The following is a 20,113-nucleotide window of genomic DNA, read 5'->3' on the forward strand; positions in this document are numbered from 1 at the left end:
CATGAACGCGAGACACCGGGCTGCGATCCTCGCGCTGGCGGCGGTGCTTTCCGCGGCGCCGGAGGCCGGCGCGCGTTGCGTTGACGAGGTCGCGTCGGCACGGATGATCGGGGCCGGCCAATTCTGCGTATTCGGCGTCTGTCTGTACGACGCGCAGCTGTGGGCGCCCCACCCGCCCGCGGGATTCGACACGCCGTTCGCACTTTCGCTCACGTATCGCCACGACGTGAGCGGCGCGCGGCTCGTCGCCACCGGCATGGCCGAAATCGAGCGCCTCGCGCGCGCACCGCTGCCCGCGGCGACCCGCGACGCGTGGCGCGCCGACATCGCACGGGCATTTACCGACGTCGTGCGCGGCGACGTACTCTGCGGCGTCTACCTGCCCGATCAGGGTGCGCGCTTCTACACGAACGGCCGCCTCACGGCCGACATCCCCGATCCGGTCTTCGCGCGCGCCTTCTTCGACATCTGGCTCGATCCGCGCACCCGTGCACAATCGTTGCGCCGCCAGTTGCTCGGCGACACCGCACGTTGACGGCGGAACGCGCAACGATCGCCACCGTCGCGCATCTCACGGATCGGCCCCGGAGCCATTCCGCCATCGCCGAAACCGCCGCCTGTCTCATGCTGTCGCGGGCCGGCTGGCTCGTCTGCGTCCCGAGCACCGCGCACCGGCAACGCTGGATTGGCACGTTCCGTGCGGGGCTGCTCGCGGGCGCACACCTGCTGCGCACCCGCGCGCCCCCTCAAATGCACTACGCCGCCCAGTGCATTTGAACATGCCCTGCACGCTGCGCCCCCTCTACACTGAGCCCCGGGATATCGAATGGCGTCACGAATGTGATCCAGCATTGTCCCAATGGTCACGCAACCCGATTGAACGACGAGGTCGATCATGTTCGAAAAGACGGAAGGCACGGTGCAGAAGCTGGCGGGCAAAGCGCAGGAGGCGGTGGGTGACGCCACGGGAAGTGCCGACATGCAATTCGACGGAAAAGCGCGCCAGGTGGCCGGCGCGGTTCAGCAAACCTATGGCGAGGCGCTCGAGCAGGTGCGCGACGTTGCCGCAAGCAATCCGATTGCGACGCTGGCGACCGTCGCAGCGGTGAGTTTCATCATCGGCGCAATGTGGTCGAAGCGCTGATCGGCTGTCACGAGCCCGACGGCATGCGTTGAGGTCATCATCGGAGCATGTCATGGTTTTGCTTTCGAGAATCAGGAAATGGCAGGATGTCGCGCAATTCTCGGTCGCGCGTCTGGCCGACTACGCGGGTCTCGCGGCAATCGAATTCGACCTCGCCAGGAAGTACTTCCTGCGCGATCTGATGCTGTATGCGTTGCTCGGCCTGAGCGTGACGTTCGGACTGGCTTTCGTGTGCGTGGCGGCGATCGTCAGCGCCGCACGAACGCCGTATTTGATCGAGACGTCATGGGTCGTCGCCGGGTTCTGGGTGTGCGTGTCGATCGCCTCCTTTGCGGCGGTGCGCATGCGTGACAAACACGGCACGTTTTCCGTCCTGACCGAGGAATTGCAGCGCGACATCCAGACCGCCAGAGAGAGCCTGTGATGAAACGACGAATCTCCGATGGTTCGCCGGAATCGAGGCGGCGTGTCCTGCTGGCCCGCATGGCGGCGACCCGGGCCGAACTGTCCGCGTCGAACCACGTCGTCGAAACGGCCCGGCGAGCGCGTTCCGGCGACATCGCGGACTATCCGGCGATGAAGCTGCCGACCCTCGGCGGCTCGGCCGTCGCGGCCGTCGCGGTGGCGCTGGCCGGTTTCGTGATCCTTGGGCCGCGGCGCATCGTGACGACGGCCGTTCGCGCCGGGCTGGTCGCGTTGATCGGGCGAATGACGCGGGACATGGTGGAGAAGTAAACCGGCGCAGACCCGCGCGAAACGTCCGGGCGAGTGCCGGAGCGGCCGCTTCCACGAGAGGCCCGGCCGGCTGACCGGTCCGATTTCTTCGGACCACTTCAATCGGGCTGGGCGGCTTCAGGGTAGTGCAAAAACGAGCAATTCCGTTTCGCGTTCTGTCCCGTTGCGCGGACGGTCGGGCAGATCCCGTTTCACGAATCTGCCATCGATCCAAAGGAGAGGGGAAACATCATGGATGTACATGGTTTGATCGTATGGCTAATCATCGGCGCAGTCGCAGGATGGCTCGCGGGCGTACTCGTCAAGGGCGGAGGCTTCGGCTTGCTGATCGACATCGTGGTCGGCATCGTCGGCGCGGTGATCGGCGGCTGGCTCGCCGGGTTGCTCGGCATCGGCTTAAGCGGCATTCTCGGCTCGATCGTCATCGCCGTCATCGGCGCCGTGATCCTGCTGTTCGTGATCCGTCTGTTCAATCGCGCGGTCTGACGGGGTCTGACGGCCGACCGCGTGTTCTTCGTCACCATCCGGCATGCGACCCCGCATGCCGCTTACCGATCATGCCGCGAAAACCGGTGAGTCATTGGCTGAGATTGAATCCGTTCGCTTCGCTGCCCAAGAGAACGGCGACGCGGCGCACAGCGGCCCCGCGAACGAAGCCCGCTTCCCGCAAGCCCGCGCTGTCCACCGACGGCGTGTGGGCCCGCTCGTTCTTCTCGTCGCTGCCGGCGCCCGGCCGTTTCGTCAATCACGTCACCTACTCGCTGTATCGTCCGCGAAACGCGCCGCGCCATGGCCCGCTCGTCGTCATGCTTCACGGCTGCAAGCAGACGGCCGAGTCGTTCGCGCTCGGCACGCGGATCGATCGTGCCGCCGATCGTTTCGGCTTCTCCGTGCTCTTGCCCGAACAATCGAAAAGCAGGCACCCCCATCGCTGCTGGAACTGGTTCGACCCGCCCGAGCCGACCGCCGGCTCCGACGCGGATGCGATCGCGTCGCTGATCCGGGCGATCGTCCGGCAGCACGCGTTCGATCCCGCCCGCGTCTACGTCGCGGGCATGTCCGCCGGCGCCGGGCTTGCCGCGCAACTCGCGCTGCACGCCCCGACGCTATTTGCGGCCGTAGCGCTTCATTCGGGCGCCGTTTCGGCGGCTGCCCGCTCGTCGCTCGACGCATTGAAGGTGATGCAGTACGGCAGCCGCAGCGACCCGGTGCAACTCATCGATGCGGCCGTCTGCGTGCGGGACTACCCCGGCATGCCGGCGCTGATCGTGCATGGCGAACGGGACGGCGTCGTTGCGAAAATCAACGCGGAACAGGCCGCGCGCCAGTGGTTGCGTGTCAATCGTTTCATCGACGCGGAGGGTGAACCCATCAGCGGTACGCGCACCGTGTCGGATCGAGGCGACCGGCTGGTGATCGACCATCGGCGCAGCGGCCGCTGCGTCGTGCGTGTCTGCATCGTACGCAGGCTCGGTCACGCGTGGAGCGGCGGCGACGCTCGCGTGCCGTTTCACGCGGCGGAGGGCCCGGACGCGACCGCGATGTTGTGGTCGTTTTTCAGATACCGCCGCCGCGACGCTCCGACGAGCGCGGGCACCTGACGCCGGATATTCGCCGCCGGTCTCACGTCGTTCGAGGCAGGACCGCGGGTATTGCTCAAACAGACGAGCAGCCCCCCAATCGACTGCTGCGTCACTTTTCAAGAACACTCAAGAAACCGGATTCATCCACTCAGTCAACCCTTCCCGCGCATTCAACTCGACAAACGTCGGCATCCCGCGAAGGTGCTGTATGTACCTCGCAAGATGCGGCCATGTCGTTGCCGGGCGCGGCATGTTGCGCGTCCAGCGCATGAGCATCAACGCAAGGAAGTCCGCCGTACTCAACCGATTGTTGATCAGGTACGAACGACCGTCGGACAACAGATTGTCGAGATGCGCCATCGATTCCTCGATTTGCCCCCGCGAAAACGCCTTCACCATCTCGGCGCATCGCGGATCGCCATCCGTCTCCGCATAGAACCAGTTTCGCATCGCAGGCAATACCGAATTGGCCAGACAGACCATCATCTCGAACCACTCGGGACGTTCGGGCGCGCCCGGATGGGGAGCCAGCGACGGCTGCGGATGGCGTTCGGCAAGCAGCATCAGCAAGGCGGCCGATTCGGTCCGCGGTATGCCGTCGACGACCAGCGTCGGCACCCTGCCGGCCGGATTCATCCGCAGGTACTCGGGCGTATGCTGCGCACCCGCATCGATATCGACGAGACGCGTTTCGAACGGCACACCGAGTTCGATCAGCATCCAGTGCACGGCCATGCTGGCCGCACCGGGCGAGTAATACAGAACGTAGGACATCGTTTGAATCCGTCCCCTGAAATTCGAATTGAGCATCGCGCCGTCTGCGAGACGTCCGCACGACGATCGCATTCAATCAACGCAACGCACGAAAAACACCTGCCGGCACTGCGTGGCACGTCGTCACTCCCCCACCGCCTCAGCCTGACGATCGTCGCGCGTCGCCACCGCCGCACGCCGGCCGCGTCGCCCGGCCGACGCCACGACACGAAACGCCACCGGCGCGAACACGAGCCCGAACACCGTTGCCGCCAGCACACCCCCGAACGCGCCCGTACCGATCGATCGCCGGCTTTCCGCCCCGGCGCCCGTCGCCAGCACGAGCGGCACGACACCGAGCAGGAACGCCATCGACGTCATCACGATCGGCCGGAATCGCGCAGCGGCCGCATCGACCACCGCCTGCCGCAGCGGCACGCCATGACCGGCCAGATCGCGCGCGTACTGCACGATCAGGATCGCGTTCTTCGCCGCCAGCCCGACCACGGTGATCATCCCGACCTTGAAGTACACGTCGTTCGGCATGCCGCGCACGAGTGCCGCCGCGATCGCGCCGATCATGCCGAGCGGCACGATCGTCAGCACCGACAGCGGAATCGTCCAGCTTTCGTACAGCGCGGCCAGCGCCATGAAGACCGCGAGCACCGACAACCCGACGAGCAGCGGCGTCTGCCGGGCGGCGACCTGCTCCTCGCGCGCCGCATCGACCCAGTCGAACCCGATCCCGGCCGGCAGCGCACCGGCCAGCCGCTCCATCTCCACCATCGCCGCGCCCGAACTCGTGCCGGTCGCCGCCCGGCCGCTGATGTCGAGCGACGGATAACCGTTGTACCGGTTCAGCATCACCGGGCCGATCGTCCAGTGCGGCGCGGCAAGCGCCGAAAGCGGCACCATGTCGCCGGTGCGGTTTGGGACGGTCAGCGCCATCAGTTGCGCGTCGGTCGCGCGCGCAACCGGGTCGGCCTCGATGATCACCCGCCGCATCCGGCCCGACGCCGGAAAGTCGTTGATGTAGTTCGAACCGAACGTGCCGCCCAGGAGCCCGGCGATCCGCTCGAACGGCACGCCGAGCGCATACGCCTTCGCGCGATCGACGTCGAGCTCGATACGCGGTGCGTCCGGCAGGTCTTCGAAATGCACGGCCGAGAGCAGCGGATCCGCCTTCGCACGCTCGGCAAGCTGCGCGCGGGCCGCCTTCAGCGCGTCGAGCCCGCCCCCGCCGCGATCCTCGAGCCGGAACGTGAATCCGTCGGAATGCCCGATGCCGCGCACCGAAGGCGGCAGCGCCGCCTCGACGTCGCCGTCGAGGATCGCGCCGAAACGCGCGTTGAGCCGGTCGCGCAACGCCATCGCGTCGACGTCGCGTTGCGCCCAGTCCTTCAGTTCCACGAACGCCATCCCGACGTTCTGCCCGCTGCCCGCGAAACTCCAGCCGATCACGCTCGTCACGTTCGCTATCGCCGGCTCCGCGCGCAGGATCGCCTCGACACGCTCGACGACCGCGAGCGTGCGCGCCTGCGTGGCGCCCGCCGGCAACTGGATCATCACCTGCAGTTGCCCCTGATCCTCGGTGGGCAGGAAGCCGCCCGGCATCATCCAGTACAGCAGCCCGCATGCGAGCACGAGTGCCGCATAGACGGCCACGACCATCCCGGTGCGGCGCACGGCAAACACCGCGACGCGGCGATAGCCGGATTCGGCGCGCGCGAAGGCCGCACCGAACCGGTCGGCCAGACGCGCGCCGATGCCGCGTCGCGTCGCCCGGCCGGTTCCGCCGCCGTGTCGCGCGACCGGCTTCAGCAGGTTCGCGCACAGCGCGGGCGTGAGCGACAGCGCCATGAACGACGACACCAGCATCGACGCGATCATCGCCACCGCGAACTGCCGGTAGATGCCGCCGACACTGCCCGGGAAAAACGCCATCGGCACGAATACGGCGGTCAGCACGGCAGTCACGCCGACGATCGCCCCGCCGATCCGCTTCATGGCGCGGCGTGTGGCGTCGCGCGGCGATACGCCCTCTTCCATCACGCGATGCACGCTCTCGACGACGACGATCGCATCGTCGACCAGGATGCCGATCGCCAGCACGAGGCCGAACATCGTGAACACGTTGATCGACAACCCGAACGCCCACATCGCGACGAACGCGCCCATCAGCGTGATCGGAATCACGACGGTCGGCACCAGCGTGTAGCGCAGGTCGCGCAGGAACAGCCACATCACGCAGAACACCAGCACGACGGCCTCGACGAGCGTCAGCACGACTTCGTGGATCGCGATCTTGACGAAATGGGCGCCGTCGAAGGGAATCTCGACCGCGATGCCCGGCGGCAGCGTCCGCGACAGCTCGGCGAGCCGTGCGCGGATCGCATTCGACGTTTCGAGCGCGTTGCCGCGCGGGCCGAGCTGGATGCCGACCGTCGCGGCCGGCCGGCCATTCAGCCGCGAATAAAACGAATAGTCGTCGCGGCCGATCTCGACGCGCGCGACGTCGGCGACGCGCACCGCCGAACCGTCCTGCTTCGACTTCAGCACGATCCGGCCGAACTCCTCGGGCGACGCAAGCTGCCCCTTGACCACGACCGTCGCGGTCAGCTGCTGGCCGTGCACGAACGGCGCGTCGCCGATCGCGCCGGCCGTGACCGTCGCGTTCTGCGCGCTGATCGCCGCGATCACGTCGTCGGCGCCGAGATCGTATTCGCGCAACTTCACGGGATCGAGCCAGACCCGCAGCGCCTCGTCGGCATCCCACAGCTCGGCCGCCCCGACACCCGGCGCGCGCTTCAGCTCACGCAGCACGTAGCGGTTCAGGTAATCGCCGAGCTGCGCGGAATCGCGCGTGCCGTCGGTCGACGTCAGCGTGACGAGCATCAGGAACGTGTTCGCCGCCTTGAACACGCCGATCCCCTGCTGGACGACCTGCTGCGGCAGCCGCGGCTCGACCTGCTTCAACCGGTTGTTGACGTCGACGAGCGCGATGTCCGGATCGGTGCCGGGCGAGAACGTCACGTCGATCTCGAGGTTGCCGTGGCCGTCGCTGCTCGTCTCGTAGTACAGCAGCCCGTCGGCGCCGTCGAGGCTTTCCTCGATGACGCTGCCGACGTCGGCATCGACCGTCTCGGTCGACGCGCCCGGATAAGAGGCGGTGACCACGACCCGCGGCGGCGCCAGGCGCGGATACTGCGCGATCGGCAATTGCGGAATGGCCAGCACGCCCGCGACGACGATCGCGAGCGCGACGATCCACGCAAAGACGGGACGGTCGATGAAGAATGACGGCATCGGCGAGTACCGGCAGCCGCGCTACAGCGTGAGTTCGAACGCGCGCGCGAGCAGCCCCGGCAGCTGCGCGCCTCCGGTGGCGCGCTCGCCGTACGTGTCGTCGTTCGCGAGCAGCGCGGGCGTCGCGCCGAGCTGCTCGAGCTCCGATCCGAACAGCCGGTAGAAACTGTCGTCGAACCGCATCGCGTCGACCGGCGCGACGATGCGCCCGCCTTCGACCCAGAACGTCGCGAAGCGCGTCATCCCCGTCATCCGGCAGGCAATCGGGTCCGAGAAGTTCAGGTACCAGAGGTTGCCGACGTAGAGCCCCGTGTCGAGCGCGGCCAGCACGTCGGCATCCGCGAGCGTGCCGCCCGCGATCGTCAGCGACTGCGGCGATTCGCCGTTGTCCGCCCCGTTCGGCACACGCCCGTGCTCGCGCGCGGTGCGTGCGCTCACGAGCTGCCCTTCCCCGCGCCCGCCGACGACGAGCGGCACGCTGTCGCGCCGGTAGCCGTCCGCGTTGAACGCCGGCGCGATGCCCAGCGAGAAATCCTCGGTGATCGACACGCGCGGATCGAGCGCGACCTCGCCGGCGTACAGGCGATGCAGCGGGCTGCGGGCGCTCGCCAGCGCACGCGCCGAAAAGCCGCTCCAGCCGAGCAGGCTCGTCATCTCGTGAACGGCGTCCGGCGCGAAATACGCGCGGTAGCGTCCGGGCGCAAGCGCCTTCGGCGTGCGGCCGAGCACGGGCAGCCGCGCGGCGGCCGCCTCGACGCGGGCGGCGAACGCCGCATCGCTCCAGTCGTCGCCTGCGTAGGCGGTCTTGATCGCCCGTCCGCTCGGGTCGTACAGCGACCAGCTGAAGTTGAAGTTCTCGACCTCGTACCAGCCGCGGCTGCCGGTCGACGACGCGAAGCCGCGCGCCAGCGTGCCGCCCGCGTAGAAGCCGACGAAATCGAAACCGCGCGCGCATTCGGCCACGACGCGCGCGAGCCCGTCCGCATCCGGCAGGCGCCCGGTGCGGTGGGTTTCCTGCAGCCACGACGAGGTATCGAACAGCAGGTGCGGATCGTCCGGCGCATCGCGCAGGCCGTCGCGCAGCACGGCCAGCGCGGCGGCCAGTTCGGGCAGGTCGGCCGCCGGATCGCCGCAGACGGTCAGCGCCGAGTGCGCTTGCCGCGCCCCGTCGACGAGCCGCACGGACAATCGCCCCTGCGTGACGCGCCCGGTCTGGCGAATCCTGCCGCCGTTGAAGCGGACGAAGTCGGACGTTTCGCTCGAGAAACCGAGCAGGACGGTTTCGGCCGGCGCCTTCAGCCGTTGCGCCTCGTCGGCGAGCCGGGTGAAATGCGCATGCCAGTCGATGCCGGCGCGGCGTGCCATCGGATCGAATCCCGTCATCACGCGCCTCCGAATACGTCGACATCGGCAAACACGCAGGCCGGCGCGGCATGGCCAACCCGGATGATCTGCGCGGGCTCGCCCTTCCCGCAATAAGGCGTGCCGTAGATGCCGAACGTGCCCGCGTCGCCTACCGCGCGCAGGCTGCGCCAGAACTGCGCGGAGATGCCGCGGTAGTTCGGGCGCTTGACGACCTGCGTGAGCCGGCCGTTCTCGATCAGTTGCCCGAATTCGCAACCGAACTGGAATTTATTGCGGTGGTCGTCGATCGACCAGGACGTGTTGGTGCGCATCAGGATCCCGTGCTCGGTGCCCGCGACCAGCGCATCGAGCGACTGGTCGCCGGGTTCGACGTTCAGGTTCGCCATCCGGTCGATCGGCGCGCGGTTCCAGCTCGACGCGCGCGAATTGGCGACACCCGGCAGGCCCGCACGCTGCTGCGACAGCGCCCCGCCGAGCAGCCGTTCGAGCACGCCGTTGCGGATCAGGTACTGCTTGCGCGCCGGCGTGCCGTCGTCGTCGAATGCGTAGGACGCGGCTTCGGCGGCCGGCTCGGGATCGAACGTGACGTTCAGCAGCGGCGAGCCGTACTGGTAGTGGCCGACCATCTCCGGCCTGACGAAGCTCGATCCGGCGAAGTTGCGCTCGTCGCCGAGGATCCGGTCGAGTTCAAGCGGATGGCCGATCGATTCGTGGATCTGCAGCATCATCTGGTCGGGCATCAGCAACAGGTCGCGCCGGCCGGTCGGGCAGTTCGGCGCGGCGAGCAGCTGCAGCGCCTCGTCGGCGACGCGCGCGCCGGCGCCGTCGAAGCCGTAGCGCGCCAGCACGTCGATGCCGCCCTGCGCCAGCGTGCCCGATTGACCGAGCGAGCGCGTCTGCGTGTCGCCGTCGCCGTGGGCGACGGCGTGCAGCTCGGGCATCAGGAAGCGGAACCGCTGGTCGATCCGGACGCCGTCGCTCGTCAGGTAACACTGCTCGGTGTCGACGATCATCACGCTCGCCGCGCGCTCGACGATGCGCGCGCCGAGGTTCGCCGCCGCGCATTCGTGCGCGAGACGGTCGATCCATTCCGCGCGCGACGGCAGCGCCGCGTCGACATCGGGCGACGCATACGTGCCGCTCGTCTGCGGGCGCGCGGCCTGGCGATGATCGACCAGCGCCCACGGCGCGCTGGCCCGTGCCCGCGCGGTCGCGATGTCGAGCGCCGCCTGCAGCCCGGCCGGGGACAGGTCGGGCGTCGCCGCATAACCCGCGCCCGTGCCGGCCCGCGCCATCAGCATCGCGCCGCGCTCGCGCGTGCGCGAGAACGGCTGCGCGACGTCGTTGCGCACCGCATGTTCGTCGATCGTCTCGTCGACGATACGCAGCGACCAGAAATCGGCGTCGCTGCGCAGCGCCTGCGCCGCCTGTACGGCTCGGGCGCCCGGCGCCCGGTTCTCGTCAATCATCGGTTCTCTCTTGCCTCTGCTCCGGGCCGCGCGCCGGCGTCGGCGCCGGCATGGACGACGCGAGCAGCGCCCGTGTATACGGATGGGATGGCGCGTGCAGCACGTCGAGCGTCTCGCCCTCCTCGACCACGCGCCCCGCCTTCATCACGATGACCCGGTGGGCCATCGCGCGCATCACCGCCAGATCGTGCGTGATGAACAGGTAGCTGAGTTTGTACTTCTTTTGCAGATTCGTCAGCAGATTCAGCACCTGCTTCTGGATCGACACGTCGAGCGCGCTGGTCGGCTCGTCGAGCACCAGCAGTTCCGGCTCCACCGCCAGCGCCCGCGCGATCGCGATCCGCTGCCGCTGCCCGCCGGAAAACTCGTGCGGATAACGCAGCATCGCCTCGGCCGGCAGCCCGACCTCCTGCAGCAGCGCGGCGATCCGCGCCCGCCGTGCGTCGCCGGTTACCTGTGGCCGGTGCACGCCCAGCCCTTCGCCGACGATCTGCTCGACCGTCATGCGCGGCGACAGCGAGCCGAACGGATCCTGGAACACCACCTGCATGCGCCCGTACAGCGTGCGCCGGCCCTGCGTCGTGCGCAGCGACGCGAGCGGCATGCCGTCGATCTCGATCCCGCCCGACGCCGGCCGCTGCAAGCCGAGCACCGCCGACGCGAGCGTCGATTTCCCCGAACCCGACTCGCCGACGATCCCGAGCGTTTCGCCGCGCTTCAGGCTCAACTGCACGTCGTGCACGGCGCGGAACGTCGTCTTGCCGAGCACCGAGCGCCAGCCCTTTGCCGCGATGCGGTAGTCGACGGCGAGTTGCCGCACGTCGAGGATCGTCTGCGCGCCGGCGGCGACCGGCTCGACCGCCCGTTGCGGCGCGCTGTCGAGCAGCCGGCGTGTGTACGGATGCTGCGGCGCCGCGAACAGCCCGGCGGTCGTGCCGGTCTCCACCAGCACGCCCTTCTCCATCACGGCCACACGCTGCGCGAAGCGCCGCACGAGGTTCAGGTCGTGCGTGATCAGCAGCACGGCCATCCCGCGCTCGGCGGCCTCCCGCTCCTGCAGCTCGATCAGCAGCTCGACGATCTGCTGGCGCACCGTCACGTCGAGCGCGGTGGTCGGCTCGTCCGCGAGCAGCAGCCGCGGCCGGCACGCCAGCGCCATCGCGATCATCGCGCGTTGCCGCTGCCCGCCCGACAGCTGGTGCGGAAAACTGTCGATACGCCGCTCCGGCTCGGGAATCCCGGTGCGGCGCAGCAGCGCGATCCCGCGCTCGCGCGCTTCACCCGGGCGCAGCCCCTCGTGCAGCCGCAGGCTCTCGGCGATCTGCTTGCCGATCGTATACAGCGGATTGAGCGCCGTCATCGGCTCCTGGAACACCATCGCGATATCGGCGCCGCGGATCCCGCGCATCTGCTGCTCGGTCTTCGCGAGCAGGTCCTCGCCGTCGAACAGCATCCGCCCCGACAGCGTCGCCTGCTGCGCGAGCCGCAGGATCGACAGCGCGGTCACGCTCTTGCCCGACCCCGACTCGCCGACGAGCGCCACGCGCTCGCCGCGGCCGATCGACAGGTTCAGGTCCTGGACGGCCGCGTTCGCGCCGAAATGCGCGGAAAACCCGTCGATCTGCAGCAACGGTCTCGTCATCATCGCCCTCCGCCGAATGCCGAGCCGCGCGTGCGCGTGTCGAGCGCGTTGCGCAGCGCATCGCCCATGAAGGTGAGCAGCAGCAGCGTCACCACCAGCGCCGCGAACGCCGCGATCGAGATCCACCACGCGTCCAGGTTGTTCTTCCCCTCCTGCAGCAGTTCGCCGAGGCTCGGCGTCGGCGGCGGCACGCCGAGCCCGAGGAAGTCGAGGCTCGTCAGCGACAGGATCGCCGCGCTCATCCGGAACGGCAGGAACGTGATCACCGGCGTCAGGCTGTTCGGCAGCACGTGGCGCCAGATGATCTGCGCGTTCGTGAGCCCCATCGTGCGTGCCGCTTTCACGTAGTCGAGCGCGCGGTTGCGCAGGAATTCGGCGCGCACGTAGTCGGACAGCACGAGCCAGCCGAACATCGACAGCAGCACGAACAGCAGCCACAGCGACGGTGTGAAGATCGACGCGAAGATGATCAGCAGGTACAGGTCGGGCAGCGCGCTCCAGATCTCGATCAGGCGCTGGCCGACCAGGTCGGTACGGCCGCCGTAGAAGCCTTGCAGCGCGCCGGTGAGCACGCCGACCAGCACGCCCGATACCGTCAGCGCGAACGCCATCAGCACCGACAGCCGGAACCCGTACAGCAGCCGCGCGAGCACGTCGCGCCCGAACTGGTCGGTGCCGAGCCAGTTGCTGGCCGACGGCGGCGCCGGATACGGCCGCGACGCGAAATAGTCGATCGTGTCGTAGCGATAGCGGTTCGGCGGATAAAGCGCGAAATTGCCGTGCGACTCGAGTTTCGTGCGGATGTACGGGTCGAGATAGTTCGTCATCGCGGGAAAATCGCCGCCGAACGCGGTCTCCGGATAGTCCTTCACGATCGGGAAGTAATAGTGCCCGTCGTAGCGCACGATCAGCGGCCGGTCGTTCGACAGCAGGTTCGCGCCCAGGCTGAGCACGAACAGCACCGCGAAGATCACGAGGCTCCAGTAGCCGAGCGGCTGTGCGCGAAAACGCGACCACGTGCGCCGCCACGGCGACGGCGAGGCCGCGCACGCGGCGCATGCCCGGTCAGTGGTCCAGGCGGTTGAACTGGATACGGGGGTCGACGAGGACATAGCAGATATCCGCGATGAGTTTGGTCAGCAGGCCGATCAGCGTGAACAGGAACAGCGAGCCGAGCACGACCGGATAGTCGCGGCGGATCACCGAGTCGTACGACAGTTGCCCCATGCCGTCGAGCGAGAACAGCGTCTCGATCAGCAGGTTGCCGTTCAGGAAGGCGCCGACGAACGCGGCCGGCAGCCCGGTGAGCAGCGGGATCGCCGCGTTGCGCAGCACGTGCTTCCACAGCACGTCGCGCTCGGGCGCGCCCTTCGCGCGTGCGGTCAGCACGTATTGCCGGCCGATCTCCTCGAGGAACGTGTTCTTGGTGAGGATCGTGACGATCGCGAAGTTGCCGACGACCGACGCCGTCACCGGCATCACGATGTGCCACAGATAGTCGAGCGCCTTTCCGATCAGCGTCAGGTCGTCGAAGTTGTCGGACGTGAGCCCGCGCATCGGGAACACCTGCCAGAACGTGCCGCCGCCGAACAGCATCAGCAGCAGCACGCCGAGCACGAAGCCCGGCACCGCGTAGCCGGCCAGCACCAGCACGCTCGTCACGGTATCGAACCGCGACCCGTTGCGCACCGCCTTCGCAATGCCGAGCGGCACCGACACCAGGTACGTGAGGATCACCGTCCACATCCCGAGCGTGATCGACACCGGCAGCTTCGAGCGAATGACGGCCCACACGCTGCGATGCGCGAAATAGGACTGCCCGAGGTCGAACGTCGCATAACTCTTCAGCATCAGCACGTAGCGTTCGAGCGGCGGCCTGTCGAAGCCGAACTGCTTGCGGATCTGTTCGATCTGCTGCGGGTCGACGCCCTGGCTGCCGTGGTAGCCGCCGCCTGCGCCGCCCGCCTCCCCGCCGCGCGCACTGCCGTGGCGCAGCTGCGCGAGCACCTGTTCGACCGGGCCGCCCGGCACGAACTGCGTGACCGCGAACGTGATCGTCACCACCCCGATCAGCGTCGGGACCATCAGCAGCAACCGCCTGAGTATGTATGCCAGCATCGTCGTTCCCCGTCAGGCTGCCGGCGCGGGTTTCGCCGCCGGATGCTTCACGTACCAGTAGTCGATGATCCAGTCTTCATACTGATAGGAGTCCGGCACGATCGCCGGGTGGCCGAGCGTCGCCTTGTACGCGATCCGCGCATTCGGCAGGTAGTACTGCGGAATCAGCGCATACAGGTTGATCAGCACGCGGTCGAGCGCGTGCGTGGCCGTCTCGAGATCGTCGAGCGTGTCGGCGGCGAGCGCCGCGCGGATCAGCGCATCGACGGCCTTCGACTTCACGCCCGGATAGTTCTCGGAGCCCGGCTGCGACGCGGCCGCGCTGCCGAAGCGGCGCGTCAGCTCCGCACCCGGGATCGTCACGGGAAGGTAGATGTACGTCGTCATGTCGTACTCGAAGTTGTCGAGCCGCTTCAGGTAGACCGCGCTGTCGATCTCGCGCAGGTACGCGTGGATGCCGAGCATCGCGAGCGCCTGCGTGTACGGCAGGATCAGGCGGTCCATGCCGGGCTGGTCGTCGATGATCTCGATCGTCATCGGCGTGCCGTTCGCGTCGCGCAGCGCGCCGTCGCGGTAAAACCAGCCGGCCTGCGCGAGCAGGTCGCGCGCCTGCTTCAGGTTCTCGCGCAACGAGCCGGGCGGCAGCGTCGACGGCTGCCGAACCATCGGGCCGAACACCTCCGGGGGCAGCGTCGAGCGGAACGGTTCGAGCAACGCGCACTCCTTCTCGCTCGGCATGCCGGTTGCCGCGAACGGGCTCGCCTCCCAGAAGCTGTTGGTACGGCGATACTGCCCGTAGAACATCATCCGGCTCATCCAGTCGAAGTCGAACGCCAGCGCGAGCGCGTGCCGCACCCGCACGTCCTGGAACATCGGCTTGCGCATGTTCATCAGGAAGCCCTGCATCTGCGCGGGGCCGTCAGGAAACTCGCCGCGCTTGAGCATGCCGTTGCGGAAGTTCTTGCCGACGTACTTGCGCGCCCACTGCGTCGCGCTGTATTCCATGCGCGCGTCGATGTCGCCGGCCTTGAATGCCTCGAGCGCCGTGTACTGATCCAGGTACAGCTTGAACGACACGCGCGCGAAGCGGAACATGCCGCGTCGCGACGGCAGGTTCGCCGCCCAGTAGTGCGGGTTGCGCACATAGACGATCTGCTTGTCGTTCTTGCGCTGCTCGATCAGGTACGGGCCGCTCGCGATCGGCGGCACCGTCGCGATCTGGTCGAACGGCGGCCGCGTGCCGTCCGCACGCATGCCCCACTTCGGCGAGAACACCGGCAGGTCGCCCGCGATCAGCGCGGCGTCGCGCTCCGCGTGCTTGAACTCGAAGCGCACCGTGTGGCCGTCGACGACCACCGCACGCCTGATGATCGAGAACTGCGCGTTGTACAGCGGCGAGGCCTGCGGGCTCGTCAGCGTATCGAACGAATACCTGACGTCGGCCGCGGTGATCGGGTCGCCGTTCGAGAAGCGCGCGGCCGGATCGATATGGAACGTCGCCGACAGCCCGTCGGGCGCGACCTCGACGTCGTCGGCGATCAGCGCGTATTCGGATGCGAGCTCGTCCCAGCTGCGCTGCATCAGCGTGTCGAACATCAGGTTCTTGATGTCCGGCGCAGGCGAGCCGCGCACGAGGAACGGGTTCAGCGAGTCGTAGCTTTGCGCTTCGTCGTAGTTTTCGAAATCGAGCGTGCCGCTGTCCGGCGCGTCCGGATTCGCGTAGTCGAAATGTGTGAAGCCCGGCGGATACTTCGGATGGTCGTATTGCGAGATTGCCGGCACGGCGAGCGCGGCCTGCGGCATGACGCCACCCGACACGAGCCACGCGGCGCACGCAAGCAGCGCGGCGCGTGTGGCAGCACGTGTCCGCGCATGCAGGCGCGTCAGGTGCGAGTGGCGCGGCACGCGTGCCCGTCGCCCATTCAACAGTCTCATGGTCGGTCTGTCCGGAAGCGTGCGGGCGCGCTGCCTGCGCACGGTCGATGCCTGTGCCGGACGCCGCATGCCGGCCGCGTCCCGCGTGTGGTTCGTGCTGTACACGATCGGATCAACTGCGCCGCCGCGCGGCCCGGTTGCGGGACGTCGTGGCGCCAGGCGAAAAAAGGCCGCCCCGAAAAGGGGGTAGTGGACGTGGAGCGGCCTGTCCAAAGCCTGTCAGCGCATAACGATCGCCGTCAGAACTTGTACGTCGCGCCCACCTGCGCGAACCGGCCGATGTACGAATACACCGACGTGTCGTACCCGCTCTGGTCCAGCGTGCCGTTCGCGAAGATCGGGTCGTACGGCGGCGTGCGGTTGAAGAGGTTGTTGATGCCGCCGTAGATCGTCCAGTTCTTGAAGCCCGTGTACGTCATCATCAGGTTGAACTGGCTGTACGAGCCGACCTTCGACGGCGCGGGCGCCGGCAGCAGGTTCTGCGCGTACGGGCCCGTGAACTGCCACGTCAGCGCCGCATCGAACTTCCGGTAGTTCCAGTCCAGCGTCGTGTTGCCGCGCCAGCGCGGGAAACTGCCGCCGAACGGCTGCGTGATCGTGAAGTTGTTACCCGCGCCGTTGACCGGCGTACCGCCCGGGAAGCCGATCTTGTAGCTGTTGATGTACGCCCAGTCGCCCGACAGCGTGACCGTGCCCCAGCCCTTGAGCGGCAGGCCCTGGCGGAACGTGCCTTCGAAGCCGTTCGTGTCGAGGTAACCGAGGTTCTGGTACGGAATCATCTTGTACAGCAGCTGACCCGTCGTCGGATCGGTCACGACCTGTGACGGCGCGCCCTGGCCGATCACGTTGTCGATGCGGATCTTGTACCAGTCGAAGCCGAGATCCGTGTAGCGGCTCGGCGATACCTGGAAGCCGATATTGAAGTTGCGCGTGCGTTCCGGCGCGAGGTTCGGGTTGCCGACGGTGATCGACGTGTAGTTCTGGCCGGTGGCCGGATCGACCTGGATGCCGAGCGTCTGCGACTTGCTGTCCTCGACGAAGGTCGGCGCGCGGAAGCCGCGGTTGTACGACGTATACAGCGTGAGGGCCTTGATCGGCTGGTAGCGCAACGCGAAGCGCGGCGAGAAGGCACCGCCCACGTCCGTGTAGTGGTCGTAGCGGCCGGCCTGGCTGAACGTCAGGTTCTCGAGGATCGGCACGTTGATCTGGTAATAGACGGCCGCGACGTTGCGCTGGCCGTTCACCGTCTCGAGGTCCGGGGTAACGACTGCCCCGCTCAGGTATTCGGAGCCCGGCGTCAGCACTTCGCTCTGGTGCGTGAACTGCGCGCCGAAACCGATCCCGACGTCGCCGGCCGGCAGATGGAACAGGTTCGGCGTCGACAGCGTCGCGTCGATCGTGTCGAGCTTCGAGATGCCGAGGTTGTTCGCTTCCTGGAACAGCCCGTTGAACGCGTTCGGCGTTGCCGCCGGGTTCGCAAAATTCAGCGTGCCGTTCTGGTAGATGTTGTTCAGCGCGTTGACGTTCAGCTGGTTCGTGAACACGTTCGACACCGTGCTCTGCGAGTGGCTGACCGACGTTGCCCAGTCCCAGTCGCCGTACGGCAGCGTGAACGACCCCTTGATGCCGGCGGCCGCACGCCAGTAGTTCGCCCAGGTCTTCTGCGCGACCGTGTTCGGAAACGCGTAGGTGAGCGGCGTGGCCGCGCCCGTCGTGTTGTACGGGTTGCTGACCGGTACCGTGTAGTTGAACGGCGACAGCAGCTTCGTCTGCGGATTCCAGACGAGCGCCGGGTTCTGCGGGTTGCCGATCACGTTGTTCCACAGGCCGTCGTTGGTCGTGGTCGTGTTGTAGCTCTCGAGGAAATCCGCGAACGCGGTCGTCTTGTCGTCGATCTTGAAGTCACCATGGAGCTTCGCGTTCAGGCGCTCGGTCATCGGCAGGATCGACGTGCTTTCGGCCGTGTTGTACGCGCAGACGGTGCCCGGTGAGCCGGACGACAGCGAATTCGATGCGGCCGGATGCACCGAGCCGCCGAACGGGCAGCCCCCGCTCAGCGCCTGCGCGACGCCGCCGGGCATGTTCCAGTACGACGGCGCGAGCAGCGAGAAGCCGCCCGGCTTGCCCGTGAAGTCCTGGTTGCGCGTCGAGTCGCGATCGGCCAGCGTGAAGCCGTTCGACTTGTAGTAGCTGAGCGCGGCCGTCACGTTGAAGCGGTCGGCGTTCAGGTCGCCGAAGCCGCCGAGCACGCCGAACTTCGTCGTGCCGTCGCCGTTGCCGGCATTGATCGCGCTGCCGAGGCTGCCGTCGAGCTGCAGGCCGCGGAAATTGTGTTTCGTGATGATGTTGACGACCCCGCCGATCGCGTCCGAACCGTACTGCGACACGGCGCCCGTCTTCACGATTTCGATCCGCTCGATATCGTTGAGCGGGATCGTGTTGAGGTCGAAGAACGAGTCGACGCTGTTCGAGAAGAATGCGTAAGGTGCGACGCGCTGGCCGTCGACCATCACGAGCGTATACTTCTCGGACAGGCCGCGCAGCGCGATACCGGCCGCGCCGGCCGCGAAGTTGCCCGATTGCCCTTCACCCCAGCTGTTCGCCGAGTTGGCCGCCGCATCGCGCAGGAAGTCGGTGACGGTCACCGCGCCGCTGGCCTGGATTTCCTTCGGCGTGATCGTCTGCACCTGCTGGAAACCGGTCTTGTCGGCCTGCCGGATCAGCGACCCCGTCACTTCGAAGCGCTTGATCTGCGCGACCTTGCCCTGCCCGTTCGCACCGGGTGCGGCAGGCGCGGCCTCGGTTGCCGCACCCGCTGCCGCGTCGGGCGCCGCAGCGCCCGTGGCAGCGGCGTCGGGCGTGCCGCCCGCCTGTGCAACGGTCACGGGCGCGCCGTTCGCGACCGCATCCGCGATCGCGACGGCGCCCGGCGCCGGCTGGCTCTGGGCAAACGCCGGCGGCGCCAATGCCGCCGTCAGCGCCAGCTCCGCCCAGACTATCCTCTTGATGGCCAACGCCAAAACTCTCTGCTTCATCTTGTTCCCTCTCGCTCGTAGTAAGACCCCACCTGCTGCGCGCCGGAACCTTGTGAATTCCTTGCGCGTCCTGGGTGCCCGTGTACCGGAACCCGCGATTGCCACGCCTTCGAATGCCACGCTTTCTACCGCCACGACTCGAACGGCTCGGCTTCGGGGCACCCGCGCCATTCAGCATCACCGTCGTTTTCTATTTTGATTCGCCATACTAAACACCTACATTGAGCGCATTACCTGCTTCCTGCCGATCCGACCGGCATCCGCTGCCGATCGGGTACCTCTCCTTCCTGACGGCCCGCCGCGCCGGCCGCCCTTGCTAGAACAGCCTGGGCGTGCCGACCCAGACGATCACCGCCTCTTCGTCGGCCGTGTTGCGCCACGCATGCGGCATCGTCGACTCGTAATGCGCGGTATCGCCCTCGTTCAGCGTGAACGTGCAATCCTCGAGCGTCAGCGCCACCTGCCCGCGCAACACGTAGACGAATTCCTCGCCCGCGTGCGTCGTCATCTCGGACGACAACTGCCCCGCCGGCATCCTGACGAGGATCGCGTCGAGCTTGCGGCCGTCCACCAGATTCGTCAGCCTGGCGAACCGGCTGGCCGAGTTCGTGAACTGGAAATACTGCAGCGCATCGCCGCGGCATACCGAGCGTGCCTCCGTCGGCGTGTCGATGAAGTACTGCATCGTCACGCCCAGCGCCTTTGCGATCCGGACCAGCGACGTGATCGACGGCGTCGCCCGCCCACGCTCGACCTGCGACAGGAACGGCTTCGAAATGCCGGCGATCGTCGACGTTTCGTCGAGTGTGAGTTTCAGGCGCTGGCGCAGCGCCCGGATCTTGTTGCCTAGCGACACGGCGACGAGCACCGACTCATCAGGGGGCACAACCATGGGAAGACGGTCCCTCGCAGTCGAAATCGGTTTGATGTCGTCAAGCTTCGACCGATGCCGTGACGCTACCGGCCCGGCGCGATACCCGGCTGCACGCTGTCGCGGCGCGCAAGCCGCGCGTGGTGCGGCACGGCAC

Annotated in this window: 16 protein-coding genes; 6 read left to right on the forward strand and 10 right to left on the reverse strand. The window is 67.5% G+C overall.

What is annotated here, in order from left to right:
• Nucleotide 1: 1 nt before the first annotated feature.
• From FOZ70_RS03025 to FOZ70_RS03050, 6 genes are all read left to right on the forward strand, one after another.
• Nucleotides 2–535, forward strand: a complete 534-nt coding sequence (locus FOZ70_RS03025; protein ID WP_219704923.1) for a chalcone isomerase family protein — start codon at nucleotides 2–4, stop codon at nucleotides 533–535.
• Between the two features lie 360 nt (nucleotides 536–895).
• Nucleotides 896–1,144: a CsbD family protein gene (locus tag FOZ70_RS03030; protein ID WP_021160952.1), complete on the forward strand. Its 249-nt coding sequence runs from the start codon at nucleotides 896–898 to the stop codon at nucleotides 1,142–1,144.
• 52 nt (nucleotides 1,145–1,196) lie between these two features.
• Nucleotides 1,197–1,568, forward strand: coding sequence for a hypothetical protein (locus FOZ70_RS03035; protein ID WP_048022763.1), 372 nt, complete (start codon nucleotides 1,197–1,199; stop codon nucleotides 1,566–1,568).
• The gene (locus FOZ70_RS03040; protein WP_048022765.1) at nucleotides 1,568–1,879 is read left to right on the forward strand and encodes a hypothetical protein; all 312 of its coding nucleotides are present in this window, start codon (nucleotides 1,568–1,570) and stop codon (nucleotides 1,877–1,879) included. The genes FOZ70_RS03035 and FOZ70_RS03040 overlap by 1 nt, the downstream gene beginning before the upstream one ends.
• 231 nt (nucleotides 1,880–2,110) lie before the next feature.
• On the forward strand, nucleotides 2,111–2,365 hold the full coding sequence (locus FOZ70_RS03045; RefSeq protein ID WP_124923572.1) for a GlsB/YeaQ/YmgE family stress response membrane protein: 255 nt from the start codon (nucleotides 2,111–2,113) through the stop codon (nucleotides 2,363–2,365).
• Nucleotides 2,366–2,571: 206 nt separating this feature from the next.
• Entirely contained in the window at nucleotides 2,572–3,480 is a 909-nt protein-coding gene (locus tag FOZ70_RS03050; RefSeq protein WP_346656382.1) for a PHB depolymerase family esterase, read from the forward strand.
• A gap of 108 nt (nucleotides 3,481–3,588) precedes the next feature.
• Here the strand turns inward: FOZ70_RS03050 and FOZ70_RS03055 are convergent, their stop codons facing one another.
• From FOZ70_RS03055 to FOZ70_RS03100, 10 genes are all read right to left on the reverse strand, one after another.
• Nucleotides 3,589–4,236 carry a glutathione S-transferase family protein gene (locus FOZ70_RS03055; protein ID WP_219704927.1) on the reverse strand — a complete coding sequence of 216 codons (648 nt, stop codon included), beginning with the start codon at nucleotides 4,234–4,236 and terminating at the stop codon, nucleotides 3,589–3,591.
• 123 nt (nucleotides 4,237–4,359) lie between these two features.
• Nucleotides 4,360–7,521: a multidrug efflux RND transporter permease subunit gene (locus FOZ70_RS03060; RefSeq protein ID WP_219704928.1), complete on the reverse strand. Its 3,162-nt coding sequence runs from the start codon at nucleotides 7,519–7,521 to the stop codon at nucleotides 4,360–4,362.
• A 21-nt stretch (nucleotides 7,522–7,542) separates the two neighbouring features.
• Complete coding sequence (locus FOZ70_RS03065; protein ID WP_219704929.1) at nucleotides 7,543–8,904, reverse strand: metallopeptidase TldD-related protein; 1,362 nt, start codon at nucleotides 8,902–8,904, stop codon at nucleotides 7,543–7,545.
• Nucleotides 8,904–10,355, reverse strand: coding sequence for a TldD/PmbA family protein (locus FOZ70_RS03070; protein WP_219704930.1), 1,452 nt, complete (start codon nucleotides 10,353–10,355; stop codon nucleotides 8,904–8,906). The genes FOZ70_RS03065 and FOZ70_RS03070 overlap by 1 nt, the downstream gene beginning before the upstream one ends.
• Nucleotides 10,348–11,997: a dipeptide ABC transporter ATP-binding protein gene (locus tag FOZ70_RS03075; protein ID WP_124624505.1), complete on the reverse strand. Its 1,650-nt coding sequence runs from the start codon at nucleotides 11,995–11,997 to the stop codon at nucleotides 10,348–10,350. The genes FOZ70_RS03070 and FOZ70_RS03075 overlap by 8 nt, the downstream gene beginning before the upstream one ends.
• Nucleotides 11,997–13,109: an ABC transporter permease gene (locus FOZ70_RS03080; RefSeq protein WP_175851306.1), complete on the reverse strand. Its 1,113-nt coding sequence runs from the start codon at nucleotides 13,107–13,109 to the stop codon at nucleotides 11,997–11,999. The genes FOZ70_RS03075 and FOZ70_RS03080 overlap by 1 nt, the downstream gene beginning before the upstream one ends.
• A complete protein-coding gene (locus FOZ70_RS03085) occupies nucleotides 13,063–14,115 on the reverse strand; it encodes an ABC transporter permease subunit (protein ID WP_059495886.1) in 1,053 nt (350 codons plus the stop codon). Before FOZ70_RS03085 ends, FOZ70_RS03080 begins: the two co-directional genes overlap by 47 nt.
• A gap of 12 nt (nucleotides 14,116–14,127) precedes the next feature.
• Nucleotides 14,128–16,050 (reverse strand): extracellular solute-binding protein, encoded by a 1,923-nt coding sequence (locus FOZ70_RS03090; RefSeq protein WP_219704931.1) that lies wholly within the window; start codon nucleotides 16,048–16,050, stop codon nucleotides 14,128–14,130.
• Nucleotides 16,051–16,289: 239 nt separating this feature from the next.
• A complete protein-coding gene (locus FOZ70_RS03095) occupies nucleotides 16,290–19,085 on the reverse strand; it encodes a TonB-dependent receptor (RefSeq protein ID WP_060056568.1) in 2,796 nt (931 codons plus the stop codon).
• A 316-nt stretch (nucleotides 19,086–19,401) separates the two neighbouring features.
• Entirely contained in the window at nucleotides 19,402–19,977 is a 576-nt protein-coding gene (locus tag FOZ70_RS03100; RefSeq protein WP_042975880.1) for a cupin domain-containing protein, read from the reverse strand.
• Nucleotides 19,978–20,113: the final 136 nt, after the last annotated feature.

The organism is Burkholderia sp. COPS, assembly GCF_019425585.1.
GTDB lineage: Bacteria > Pseudomonadota > Gammaproteobacteria > Burkholderiales > Burkholderiaceae > Burkholderia > Burkholderia cepacia.

What these genes read in the sequence shown, in the direction of transcription:
- FOZ70_RS03100 (WP_042975880.1), bottom strand. Translation starts at nt 19,977, where the DNA reads ATGGTTGTGCCCCCTGATGAGTCGGTGCTCGTCGCCGTGTCGCTAGGC.
- FOZ70_RS03060 (WP_219704928.1), bottom strand. Translation starts at nt 7,521, where the DNA reads ATGCCGTCATTCTTCATCGACCGTCCCGTCTTTGCGTGGATCGTCGCG.
- FOZ70_RS03035 (WP_048022763.1), top strand. Translation starts at nt 1,197, where the DNA reads ATGGTTTTGCTTTCGAGAATCAGGAAATGGCAGGATGTCGCGCAATTC.
- FOZ70_RS03030 (WP_021160952.1), top strand. Translation starts at nt 896, where the DNA reads ATGTTCGAAAAGACGGAAGGCACGGTGCAGAAGCTGGCGGGCAAAGCG.
- FOZ70_RS03065 (WP_219704929.1), bottom strand. Translation starts at nt 8,904, where the DNA reads ATGACGGGATTCGATCCGATGGCACGCCGCGCCGGCATCGACTGGCAT.
- FOZ70_RS03085 (WP_059495886.1), bottom strand. Translation starts at nt 14,115, where the DNA reads ATGCTGGCATACATACTCAGGCGGTTGCTGCTGATGGTCCCGACGCTG.
- FOZ70_RS03025 (WP_219704923.1), top strand. Translation starts at nt 2, where the DNA reads ATGAACGCGAGACACCGGGCTGCGATCCTCGCGCTGGCGGCGGTGCTT.
- FOZ70_RS03075 (WP_124624505.1), bottom strand. Translation starts at nt 11,997, where the DNA reads ATGACGAGACCGTTGCTGCAGATCGACGGGTTTTCCGCGCATTTCGGC.
- FOZ70_RS03090 (WP_219704931.1), bottom strand. Translation starts at nt 16,050, where the DNA reads ATGAGACTGTTGAATGGGCGACGGGCACGCGTGCCGCGCCACTCGCAC.
- FOZ70_RS03095 (WP_060056568.1), bottom strand. Translation starts at nt 19,085, where the DNA reads ATGAAGCAGAGAGTTTTGGCGTTGGCCATCAAGAGGATAGTCTGGGCG.
- FOZ70_RS03080 (WP_175851306.1), bottom strand. Translation starts at nt 13,109, where the DNA reads ATGTCCTCGTCGACCCCCGTATCCAGTTCAACCGCCTGGACCACTGAC.
- FOZ70_RS03045 (WP_124923572.1), top strand. Translation starts at nt 2,111, where the DNA reads ATGGATGTACATGGTTTGATCGTATGGCTAATCATCGGCGCAGTCGCA.
- FOZ70_RS03070 (WP_219704930.1), bottom strand. Translation starts at nt 10,355, where the DNA reads ATGATTGACGAGAACCGGGCGCCGGGCGCCCGAGCCGTACAGGCGGCG.
- FOZ70_RS03055 (WP_219704927.1), bottom strand. Translation starts at nt 4,236, where the DNA reads ATGTCCTACGTTCTGTATTACTCGCCCGGTGCGGCCAGCATGGCCGTG.
- FOZ70_RS03040 (WP_048022765.1), top strand. Translation starts at nt 1,568, where the DNA reads ATGAAACGACGAATCTCCGATGGTTCGCCGGAATCGAGGCGGCGTGTC.